This is a genomic window from Chitinimonas sp., assembly GCF_036568685.1.
Lineage (GTDB): Bacteria > Pseudomonadota > Gammaproteobacteria > Burkholderiales > Chitinimonadaceae > Chitinimonas.
Genome location: NZ_DATCSC010000151.1, coordinates 1 through 11026, shown reverse-complemented (window position 1 = coordinate 11026; position 11026 = coordinate 1). Strand labels below are relative to the sequence as shown.

Annotated in this window: 12 protein-coding genes; 4 read left to right on the top strand and 8 right to left on the bottom strand. The window is 62.9% G+C overall.

Going from position 1 to position 11026, the window contains the following annotated elements:
* A partial coding sequence (locus VIM95_RS22300) for an amidohydrolase family protein (protein ID WP_331990157.1) occupies window positions 1-915 on the bottom strand: 915 nt, incomplete at its 3' end.
* A gap of 32 nt (window positions 916-947) precedes the next feature.
* Complete coding sequence (locus tag VIM95_RS22295; RefSeq protein ID WP_331990155.1) at window positions 948-1418, bottom strand: winged helix-turn-helix transcriptional regulator; 471 nt, start codon at window positions 1416-1418, stop codon at window positions 948-950.
* A 142-nt stretch (window positions 1419-1560) separates the two neighbouring features.
* Here VIM95_RS22295 and VIM95_RS22290 point away from each other — a divergent pair, with 142 nt between their 5' ends.
* Both VIM95_RS22290 and alr read left to right on the top strand, forming a co-directional pair.
* Window positions 1561-2862: a D-amino acid dehydrogenase gene (locus VIM95_RS22290; protein WP_331990153.1), complete on the top strand. Its 1302-nt coding sequence runs from the start codon at window positions 1561-1563 to the stop codon at window positions 2860-2862.
* A gap of 96 nt (window positions 2863-2958) precedes the next feature.
* Window positions 2959-4026, top strand: a complete 1068-nt coding sequence (gene alr / locus VIM95_RS22285; protein WP_331990151.1) for an alanine racemase — start codon at window positions 2959-2961, stop codon at window positions 4024-4026.
* 9 nt (window positions 4027-4035) lie between these two features.
* On the opposite strand, the gene thiD is transcribed toward alr, so the two are convergent.
* From thiD to VIM95_RS22270, 3 genes are all read right to left on the bottom strand, one after another.
* Entirely contained in the window at window positions 4036-4833 is a 798-nt protein-coding gene (gene thiD, locus VIM95_RS22280; RefSeq protein ID WP_331990159.1) for a bifunctional hydroxymethylpyrimidine kinase/phosphomethylpyrimidine kinase, read from the bottom strand.
* 108 nt (window positions 4834-4941) lie between these two features.
* Complete coding sequence (locus tag VIM95_RS22275) at window positions 4942-6234, bottom strand: MFS transporter (RefSeq protein WP_331990149.1); 1293 nt, start codon at window positions 6232-6234, stop codon at window positions 4942-4944.
* A 224-nt stretch (window positions 6235-6458) separates the two neighbouring features.
* On the bottom strand, window positions 6459-7367 hold the full coding sequence (locus VIM95_RS22270) for a LysR family transcriptional regulator (RefSeq protein WP_331990147.1): 909 nt from the start codon (window positions 7365-7367) through the stop codon (window positions 6459-6461).
* Window positions 7368-7489: 122 nt separating this feature from the next.
* On the opposite strand from VIM95_RS22270, the gene VIM95_RS22265 reads away from it, so the two are divergent.
* A complete protein-coding gene (locus VIM95_RS22265; protein ID WP_331990145.1) occupies window positions 7490-8104 on the top strand; it encodes an FMN-dependent NADH-azoreductase in 615 nt (204 codons plus the stop codon).
* A 180-nt stretch (window positions 8105-8284) separates the two neighbouring features.
* Window positions 8285-9385 (top strand): chorismate synthase, encoded by a 1101-nt coding sequence (gene aroC, locus VIM95_RS22260; RefSeq protein ID WP_331990143.1) that lies wholly within the window; start codon window positions 8285-8287, stop codon window positions 9383-9385.
* A 151-nt stretch (window positions 9386-9536) separates the two neighbouring features.
* Here the strand turns inward: aroC and VIM95_RS22255 are convergent, their stop codons facing one another.
* The 3 genes from VIM95_RS22255 to VIM95_RS22245 all read right to left on the bottom strand — a co-directional run.
* Window positions 9537-9794, bottom strand: coding sequence for a hypothetical protein (locus VIM95_RS22255; protein WP_331990141.1), 258 nt, complete (start codon window positions 9792-9794; stop codon window positions 9537-9539).
* A gap of 177 nt (window positions 9795-9971) precedes the next feature.
* On the bottom strand, window positions 9972-10442 hold the full coding sequence (locus VIM95_RS22250; RefSeq protein ID WP_331990139.1) for a hypothetical protein: 471 nt from the start codon (window positions 10440-10442) through the stop codon (window positions 9972-9974).
* Window positions 10439-11026: sulfite exporter TauE/SafE family protein (locus tag VIM95_RS22245; protein WP_331990137.1), on the bottom strand; the 588-nt coding region annotated here is incomplete at its 5' end. The genes VIM95_RS22245 and VIM95_RS22250, both read right to left, overlap by 4 nt.

Genomic DNA, 11026 nt, shown 5'->3' with positions numbered 1-11026 from the left:
GGTCAGGGTCGAGGTCAGGGCCACCTTGCGTTCAAGCAGGTGCTGCTGCAGTGCCTGCATCTCGGGGCTGTCCACCGTCAGTGCATTCAGACTCTTGGGCACGGTATCGCCATTCGGACAGGTGTCGGCCGGCTTGCCCGCAACAAAGTCGCTGGCTGCCAGAAAGCCATGTTCCAGGTTGTCGATACCAATATCGGCCGCTTCACGATAGGTAATGGCGCACAGATGGCCGGTCACCTTCTGCTGGTGGGCATGCGCCTCTTCCACCACCGCGCCGAGCTCGGCACGGGTAAGGTGCATATAGGCCTTGTAGGAGGTCGCGCCCTCCCCGGCCCAATAGCTCACCATGGTCTTGGCCTGGGCCGGGCTGGCAATACGTTGGACCTGCATCACAAAAGGCGTGGCGCCGTTGAGAAAGGGAGCGGTCACGTCCATGTCCGGACCGATATTGGCGCCGCTTTCGATATCACGCTTGAGGTTCAGGTCGGCGTAAGGGCTCATGCTGCCGGCGGTACGGATAGTGGTGGCCCCACCCGCAAGGTAAAGCCGGGGGAAGGATTCGAACATGGCGCCATAGGCACCATTGGCGACCGGGTAGAAGGTGTGCTCGTGCAGCATGACAAAGCCCGGCGCGAGCGATTGCCCGCTCAAGTCGCGAACCACTGCCCCCTTGGGCAGGCTGACCGTACCGGTTTTTCCCAAGGCGGCAATGCGACCGTCCTTGATCAGCAAGGTCATATCCCGCTGCGGTGCGGCGCCCGTTCCATCGAACAGCTCGGCATGGGTCAGAGCCAGCAGCGGTCCGCGCAGGGCGACGAACTCGTCGGTATCGGCAGCCTGAGCAAAGAGGCCGGCGGCCAGCAGGCTAAGGTTACGCATCCAGGTCTGCATATCGATTACGAACTCCCATTTCATCGCTTGATCAAATCGGCCGAGTGGCCCCGTGTTCAGCTACCGGCGACGGGCAGCACCAGCGTTTCCTTCACTTCCTCCATCACTACATAGCTGCGCGACTCCACGGCCCCAGGCAGGTTGAGCAGGATGTCGCCCAAGAGGGTGCGGTATTGGGACATATCGGAGATACGTGCCTTGACGAGGTAGTCGAAGTCACCCGATACCAGGTGGCACTCGACGATATTGGGTAGTTTCATCACCTCGCGGCGGAACTGGTCGAAGATCTCGGCCGATTTGGCAGCAAGACGCAGCTCGACAAACACCAGCTGGGCGCAGGCGACCGCTCGCGGATTAACCCGTGCGTAGTAGCCCTCGATCACCCCTTCCCGCTCCAGCCGCTTGACCCGCTCCGAGGTCGGTGTGGTCGAGAGGCCCACCTTCTCGGCCAGCTCGGTCAGGGCCATACGGCCGTCCTGCTGCAACAGTGTCAGGATCTTGCGATCGGTACGGTCCAGTTCACGCATAAACTCTATTCCAGACTTATTCTAGTAATAACAATATTCAACAGGATTTATTCTCGTACAGATAGTAAAACTTGGTCGCACTTTTTGCTATTTGCTCAATAGACTGCGCCAATTCCCTGTTCCTGGATTTGGGCGGCAAACCATGCGTGTAATCGTACTCGGCGGCGGCGTGATCGGTGTTTCGACGGCATATTACCTGGCCCGGGCGGGCGCCGAGGTCACGATACTGGAGCGTCAGTCTGGCGTTGCGCTGGAAACCAGCTTTGCCAATGCAGGCCAGATCTCACCGGGTTACTCCACGCCCTGGGCAGCACCCGGCATCCCGACCAAGGCGCTCAAGTGGTTGTTCCAACGACACGCCCCGCTGGCGGTCAAGCCCGACGGCAGCCTGTTCCAGTGGCAATGGATGGCGCAGATGCTGGCCAACTGCAATGACGCTGCCTACGCCATCAACAAGGAACGCATGATGCGGCTGTCCGAATACAGCCGCGACTGCCTGCGTAATCTGCGTGCCGAGATCGGCGTTCACTACGAGGAACGTAGCGGCGGCACCCTGCAATTGTTCCGCACGCAAAAACAGCTCGACGGCGCCGCCCGCGATATCCCGGTGCTGGAAGCCTGCGGTGTGCCGTTTGAATTGCTGGACGAGGCTGGCTGCGCCCAGGCCGAACCGGCACTGGCCAAGGTTCCAGGCCGTGTAGTCGGCGGCCTGCGTCTGCCAAATGATGAAACCGGCGATTGCCAACGCTTCACCACCGAACTGGCCCGCCGTGCCGAGCAGCTGGGTGTGCGCTTCCGCTTTGACAGCCGGATCGACGAGCTGCAGGTGGAACGAGGCCGCATTGCCGGCGTGGTGGTCAATGGCGAACGCCTGGAGGCCGATCATTATGTGGTGGCGCTGGGCAGCTTCAGTCGTCATCTGGTCAAGGCGCTGGGCCTCAACCTGCCGGTCTACCCGACCAAGGGCTATTCGCTGACCATCCCCATCACCAATCCGGATGGTGCACCGGTCTCTACCATCCTGGACGAGACCTACAAGATCGCCATCACCCGCTTTGATCAGCGCATCCGCGTAGGCGGCATGGCCGAGCTCAGTGGCTACGATCTCAGCCTCAACCCGCGTCGCCGCGAGACGCTGGAGCTGGTGGTGAACGACCTGTTCCCCGAGGGGGGCGACGTCAAGGCCGCCAGCTTCTGGACCGGCCTGCGCCCCATGACCCCGGATGGCACGCCCATTGTCGGCCGTACGCCCTACGCCAACCTCTCGCTCAACACCGGCCACGGTACACTGGGCTGGACCATGGCCTGCGGCTCGGGCAAGTTGCTGGCTGACATCGTCACCGGCCAGCGGCCCGAGATCAGCACCGAGGGCCTGGCGCTCGACCGTTACGGCCGCAAGGCCATAGACGGTCGCCTGGCTGGCCTGCAACCGGCCCGCGCCTGAGCCCGGCACAGCCCCACGCCGATCGACCCGTACCGTATCGGGCCGGTCGGCTTTGTTTTGCCCGATAATCCCGATAACGCTTCCCTATCCGCCGCCATGAGCCGTCCGCTGACCGCCACCATCAACCTCGCTGCCCTGCGCGCCAACTACCTGCTGGCCAAACGCCTGCATGGCGGCAAAGTGCTCGCTATCGTCAAGGCCAACGCCTATGGCCATGGTGCGGCCCGCTGCGCCCAGGCGCTGGCCGAGGTTGCCGACGGTTTTGGCGTAGCGGCCATCGAAGAAGCGATACAGCTCCGTGAAGCCGGCATCCGCCAACCTATCCTGCTGCTGGAGGGCTGGTTCGAGGCCAGCGAGCTGCCGCTGATCGAGCGTTACGATCTGTGGACAGCCATGCACAGCCTGTCCCAGGTGGCTGATATTGAAGCGGCGACACTCAGCCGGCCGCTCACCGTGTGGGCCAAGATAGACAGCGGCATGCATCGCCTTGGGATCGCACCAAGCGACTTCCCTGAGCTGCATGCGCGCCTCGAGGCCACCGGCAAGGTCGGCAAGATCGTCGCCATGACCCACTTCGCACGGGCCGATGAGCTCGATTGCGATACCACACCACGCCAATCCGCCTGCTTTATGGCTGCCATCGCCGGTCTGAAGGTGGAGACCAGCCTCTGCAACTCGGGCGGCATCCTGGCCTGGCCAGATCTGCACGGTGACTGGGGCCGCGCCGGCGTGATGCTGTATGGCGGCACCGCCGCTGACCGTCAGTTGCCAGACTGGCCGCAAGCGGTCATGAACCTCGACAGCCGCATCATGGCGGTACGCGAGCTATCTGCGGGCGAGCCCATAGGCTATGGCGGAGGCTTTGTAACAGAGCGGCCGACCCGGGTCGGTGTGGTGGCCTGTGGCTATGCCGACGGTTACCCACGCGTGGTGCCCAGCGACACACCGGTGCTGATCGATGGACAACGCGGCCGCATCATCGGCCGGGTGTCGATGGATATGCTGACCGTGGACCTGACCGAGCACCCGCACGCCGGTGTCGGCACTGCAGTGCGGCTTTGGGGCGAAGGCTTGCCGGCAGCAGAGATTGCCGCATCGGCCGGCACTATCGACTATGAGTTGTTCTGCAACGTCAAACGCGCGCGCTTTGAGTATCAGGGCTAGCGACCGCGCCTACCACCAGGCATGGAAATGGTGGACAGGTCCTATGCCCTGCCCTACTTGCAGCTTATCGGCCGCCGATAGCGCCGCCTGCAGATAAGCCCGCGCAGCCATCACCGTGGCCGGCCAATCAACATGGCGGGGCCGTAGCGCCGCCAGCGCGGCAGACAAGGTACAACCGGTACCGTGGGTGTTTCGGGTCGGCACACGCGGGTAGACGATGCGCGTCTCGCCCTCCGGGGTGATCAGCCAGTCCGGGCTCTCGGCTCCACCCAGGTGCCCACCCTTCATCAACACCGCCTGGGCGCCCGCCGCCATCAGTCGGCGCCCCTGCTCCCGCATCATGTCTTCGGTCGTAGCGACCTCAACATCCAGCAGGGCCGCCGCTTCCGGCAGGTTGGGCGTAATCAGAGAAGCCAGCGGCAGCAGGCGTTCGCGAATCGCGCCAACGGCATCCTGGGACAATAGGGGGTGGCCACCCTTGGCAATCATGACGGTATCAAGCACCACATGGGCGGGCTGGTGTCGCGCCAGACTATCGGCGACCGCATGCACAATGTCCGCATTGGCCAGCATGCCCAGCTTGACCGCATCAACACGAATATCCGCAAACACGGCATCGAGCTGGGCAGCGACAAAATCCGGCGGTACGGGATGCACCGCCTGTACGCCCTGGGTGTTCTGGGCAGTCAGGGCAGTCAGTACGCTCAGGCCGTAGGCTCCCAAAGCCGAGAAGGTCTTGAGATCGGCCTGTATGCCGGCCCCGCCACCTGAATCCGAGCCGGCAATCGTCAGTGCGTGGTAGATCATCATGCCCTCCTGCTGAGGCTACATACTCATGAGGGACCGGAATGTAGCATGCCAGATAAGCCAAACGGCCCCGCAGGACCGTTTGCATACTATGTGACGCAGGCTGTTTCAGTGCTTGTCCTGATGCGGCAAGCGCAGCGCCGTTACCACCCCGATCAGCGACACCACCAGTACATAGTAGGCGGGGGCGAGCTTGTCGGACTTCAGCAGCAGGCTCACAAATACCGGGGTGAGGCCGCCGAAGATGGCGTAAGCCACATTGTAGGAGAAGGAAAGGCCGCTAAAGCGCACCTTGCCGGGAAAGGCATTCACCATCACGAAGGGCACGGCACCAATGGTGCCGACACTGAAGCCGGCCAGGGCGTAGAGCGGGAACAGCAACTCGGGTTGGCTGAAGAGACTGCTGTACAGTAGGAAACTGCTACCAGCCAGCAATAGTCCCCCCACCGACAGCACCCACTTGGCACCCAGGCGGTCTGCCAGGCTACCGGCCACCACACAGCCTAAGGTCAAGCACAGGGTGGCCAGACTGTTGGCCTGCAGGGCCTGCGCCGGGCTGAAGCCGTAGAGCTTCTGCAGGAAGGTTGGCGTCATCAGGATCACGACCACGATGGCGGCCGACAACATCCAGGTCAGCAGCATGGACTGGGCGATGGCGCGCTTGTGGTCGCGTACCACTTCCTTGAGCGGCATCTCGGCCGCCAGCGCCTTCTGTTGCTGCAGCTCGGCAAAGACCGGGGTCTCGTGCAGCCACTGCCGCAAATACATGGAAAAGAGGCCGAACACGCCACCAATCAGGAAGGCGATGCGCCAGCCGTAGCTGAGCAGTTGTGCCTGGTCGAAGACGGTATTGATGGCGGTGGCCGCCAAAGAGCCCAGCAGGATGCCGAAGGTCAGGCCAGCGGTCAGCGTACCGCAGGCATAGCCGATGTGGCGGCGTGGCACATGCTCAGACACGAACACCCAGGCACCCGGCACCTCGCCACCGACTGCGGCACCTTGCAGGATGCGCAGGAACAGGAGCAGCACCGGCGCAGCCAGGCCGATACTGGCGTAGGTAGGCAAGCACCCCATCAAGAGGGTTGGGACCGACATCAGCAGGATGCTGAAGGTGAACATGCGCTTGCGGCCCAAGAGGTCGCCAAAGTGCGCCATCACGATGCCACCAAGTGGCCGGGCCAGATAACCGGCCGCGAAGATGCCGAAGGTCTGCACCTGCCGCAGCCAGTCCGGGATTTCCGGAGGGAAGAACAGTTGGCCGATCACCGCCGCAAAAAACACGAAGATGATGAAATCGTAGAATTCCAGGGCACCGCCCAGTGCCGCCAAGCCCAGGGTCTTGTAGTCGCTTGCGCCGAGGGTGCGCTGCGCGGGAACCGCAGCGGATAAGGGAACAGACATCGCGTACTCGCTTCTAAATAGTGATCAGAAGCGAAGCGCCGCACAGGGTTACGTGCAGGGTTGCCGAGATACAGCAGGATGCGCGCAGGGCCCGGCAGGATGACGCCGGACTAAGCGGGTTTACGCTTCGCAAGCGGACAAGCCTAGCAAAGCACCCGCCGCTCGGCGCTAAGGGTATTCCCCAGCGGCCGGAACGGCAAGCAGGGCGCGGCTTGGCGCGCTTTTCAGACCGGTTTGTCGCTATCTCGCCCGAAGGCCTCGGCGGCGAAATCAACAAACGCGCGCACCGCCGGCAAGAGGCCCCGGCGGTGGGCATAGACTGCCTGCAGATGGCCGCCGGGCATCGACCAATCCGGCAACAGGCGCACCAGGGTGCCGGCAGCGAGCTCCTCCAGGCAATAGGGCTCGGGCAGCATGGTTACCCCCAGGCCGCGCAGCGCGGCTTGCTTGCGGATACCGAATTCGTCGATCGCCAGGCGTGGTTCCAAAGCCACATGCTCGATTCGGCCGTCAGCAGCCGTAAACTGCCAATGCACCTTGCGGTCGGGCTCGATGGCCCCGAGCGCCGGCAGTTGCGCCAGGTCTGCAGGCGTACGTATCTTCGCCACCGTCCTGAGGCTGGGGGCCATGACCAGTACCGAGCTGGCAGGGCGCAGTCGCCGTACCACCATCGATGGGTCCTCGTCGCCACTGGCGCGTACGCGCAGGGCGACATCTATGCCCTCTTCCACCAGGTCCACCCGGCGGTTGGTCATGATCATCTCCAGCCGGACCTCGGGGTAAGCCGCCAGAAAAGAGGGCACAATGTCGGCGAACTGAGTCTGCGCCAGCGCCACCGGGCAGGAGACCCGTACCCGGCCACGCGGTACCACGCTGACTGCTACCACCGCCTCTTCCGCAGCCTCCGCCTCTTGCAGCATGGCCTGGCAATGCAGCAGGTAGCGCTCGCCCACATCCGTCAGCGCCAGCTTTCGGGTGGTGCGCTGCAGGAGGCGCACACCCAAGCGGGTTTCCAGGTCAGCGATCCGGCGCGACAAGCGCGACTTGGGTACGCCCAAGAGCCTGCCCGCTGCTGCAAAGCCACCGGCTTCCACTACGCGCGCGAAGTAGTGCAGGTCATTGAGGTCTTGCATAGCACTGTCCTACCAATGGAACGATGCATCGCATTTTAGCTGGCTAGTACACCATCTGCAGCATCAATAGTATTCGCTCCAAGCAAGTCGCCGGCGTTGGCGACACACTCAGGAGCAAAAACATGAAACTCTTGCACATCGATTCCAGCATCCTCGGCGACGCCTCCGCCTCCCGCCAACTCAGCCGTGAAGTCGTTGACGCTTGGCGCGCCAGCCAGTCCGGCGTGGAAGTCAGCTACCGCGACCTCGGTGCCGACGCAGTCGCCCAATTCTCGGGCTTCACCCTGGGCTCGAACGGCACCCCGGCTGAGCTGCGCGATGCCGCCCAGCAACATGAAGCTGCCCTGTCGGAAAACATCATGGCCGAGTTCCTGGCTGCCGACGGCATCGTGATCGGCGCCCCGATGTACAACTTCGGCGTTCCCAGCCAACTCAAGGCCTGGATCGACCGTGTAGTGGTCGCCGGCAAGACCTTCGCCTATGGCGCCAACGGCCCGCAAGGCCTGGCCGGCAACAAGAAGGTTGTGATCGTCTCCACCGCCGGTGGTATGCACGCCGGCCAGCCTTCGGCCGCTGCACATGAAGACTACCTGAAGTTCGTGCTGGGCTTTATCGGCATCACCGACGTGACCGTGGTACACGCCCAAGGCCTGGCCATGGGCCCGGAAGCCCGTGAAGGCGCCTTCGCTGCTGCCCGCAAGCAGATCGACGCGCTGTTTGAAGCAACCGTGAGTTAAACCTCACCGCCCTGCCACCCCAAGGTGGCGGTGCCGACAAAGCCCCCGTACCAGCTCTGGTCGGGGGCTTTGTTTTGCACCGTCAGGCCACCGAAAGCACGGGCAAGGCCGTGTTAGACTTGCTCTTTTACTGGATAGCCGGCCGCCCAATGCGCCGGCGCCTATGCAAGAGGTCGCATCATGTCGGGTAGCACCCTGGGTCTGCTGTTCACGGTCACATCCTTTGGCGAAAGCCATGGTCCTGCCATAGGCTGTGTGGTCGACGGCTGCCCGCCCGGGCTGCCGATCAGCACGGAAGAGATACAGGCCGAGCTGGACCGCCGCAAGCCCGGCACCAGCCGGCACGTCACCCAGCGCAAGGAGCCGGACTCGGTCGAGATTCTTTCCGGCGTGTTCGAAGGCCTGACCACCGGCCACCCAATCGCCCTCTTGATCCGCAATACCGACCAGCGCAGCCAGGACTACGGCAAGATCGTCGAGACCTTCCGCCCTGGCCATGCCGACTACACCTATTGGCACAAGTACGGCATCCGCGATCATCGCGGCGGCGGTCGCAGCTCGGCACGCGAGACCGCGGTGCGGGTGGCCGCCGGTGCCATTGCCAAGAAGTGGCTCAAGGAAAAGTTCGGCATTGAGATCCGTGGCTATATGAGCCAGCTCGGTGAGATCAAGATTCCCTTCAAGGGCTGGCAGTACGTGGCTGAGAACGCCTTCTTTGCCCCCAATGACGAGATCGTGCCTGAGCTTGAAGCCTATATGGACCAGATCCGTGCCGAGCGCGATTCGATCGGCGCACGTATCGAGGTAGTCGCCGAGAATGTGCCGGTCGGCTGGGGTGAGCCGGTATATGACCGTCTGGATGCCGACATTGCCTACGCACTGATGAGCATCAATGCCGTCAAGGGCGTCGAGATTGGCGATGGCTTTGACGTGGTGGCGCAGCGCGGTAGCGTGCATGGGGACGAACTGACCCCGGCCGGCTTTGCCAGCAACCATGCGGGTGGCGTGTTGGGCGGCATATCCACCGGTCAGGACATCCGTGCCAGCTTGGCGATCAAGCCCACCTCCAGCATCCCGCAGGAGCGCCGCTCCATCGACAAGCAGGGCCAGCCGGTCATGATGCAGACCACCGGCCGGCACGACCCCTGCGTGGGCATCCGCGCGACGCCGATCGCCGAGGCCATGCTGGCCCTGGTGTTGATCGACCATGCCCTGCGCCACCGGGCGCAGAATGCCGATGTGGCGGTCGGCACCCCGCGCATTCCCGGCAAGTTGGCCTGAACCCAAACAGCAGCAAAGCAAAAGGACGCCATCGGCGTCCTTTTTTCATTGCCCCACAGCAATGTCGCAATACAACGACAGCGAGAGGCAAATAAAAAGCCGACCCTTGGATCGGCTTTCCTTGCTTGCGCTAGCGCAGCAACCGAGCAGATTACTGCTTCGGAGCTTCGGCCGGAGCGGCAGGAGCAGCGGCCGGAGCGGCAGCGGCATCAGCCGGGGCAGCAGCGGGAGCAGCGGCAGCGTCAGCAGCCGGGGCAGCCGGAGCGGCAGCAGCGTCAGCGGCCGGAGCAGCCGGGGCAGCAGCGGGAGCAGCGGCTTCAGCAGCCGGAGCAGCCGGAGCTTCTTCCTTCTTGCCGCAAGCGGCCAGGCCCAGGGCGAACAGAGCAGCGACGAGCAGGGTCTTTTTCATGGTTTTACCTTTTGAAAAGTGGAGTTCACAACAGAAAACTAAGTAAGCAATCGACCGTTGATCGAGGGCTTGAAACCTTTGACAGCATCAAAGACGACCGACGCCAAAATTCTAGCAGCTTCTGAAGAAAAAACTAGGGGGGAAATTGCAGCGCAGCAAGGGTAAGTGTCGACTGGCTTATATAAATAAGCGTCGCCCTTCTGATGGTGGCTCGGCACGCAACCACAGAAGATCGAATTGCTGACGGCACACAGCCATGGTGCGCCCCACGCTACTGGCTTCGCCTCGCGCGGCATCGGGATGAAAACGTCGCACCACCGACTTGTCTGTCAATAAGAAGCGCTCAGCCGTATCGGCATCCGCTTCACTCAACAGCCTGATTTCAAAAGCATGGCCATATATATTCTGCAATTCAATCAGGCGCGGACAAAACCGCCAGAACCAGGCATCGCTATGCAAAAGCAGGCGCACGCGCGCCAGGTTTGAGCTGGCCAGCAAAGTGCGCACGGAGGCCGCATTGGCAGCATCCTGCGCGCCTGTCTCTGCCAAGTCGCCGTCCAGCCAGTCCAGGCTACGGCTGGCTTCGGCCAAGGCCTGCGCCAACTGGCTACGGTAGGTATCGAGGTCCTGAAAGACGAGTTCGCTCATGGGGCCTGATAAATAAAAAAGCGGACAATCTGCACCACAGCATAGCCCACAAGCAGCCCGCCCGCCGTCCAGCGTACCGCACGGTGCTGCCGCAGACGCTGCAACTGGCTTGCCGCAAGGCCCATGGCCAAAAGGTTGGGTAGGGTTCCCAGGCCAAAAGCAAGCAGGATGGCCGCCCCACGCCAAGCCGAGCCGCTGGCAAGGGCACCGGTCGCTGCCGTGTAGACCAGGCCACAGGGCAACCAGCCCCACAATCCACCCGCCAATAGGGCCGCCGGCAAGCTGCGCAGCGGCAGCAACTGCCGGAACCTGGGCTGCAGACGGCGCCACAAGGGCCCGCCCAAGCGCTCAAGCCGGGTCAAGAATGGCGACCAGCCTGCCAAATACAGCCCCAGCAGTAGCACCAGCAACAAAGATAGGAGATACAGAATGGCCTGCACTTTGGCCGCCTGCGGCAACCAGGCCAACAAACCCGAAAGGCCACCCAGCAAGGCACCGATCAAGCCATAGCTGAGAATGCGGCCGGCATTGGCCGCCAGCAGCAAGGGCAGCCGACGTACGCCTTGGCTATGTAGGCCCAAGGC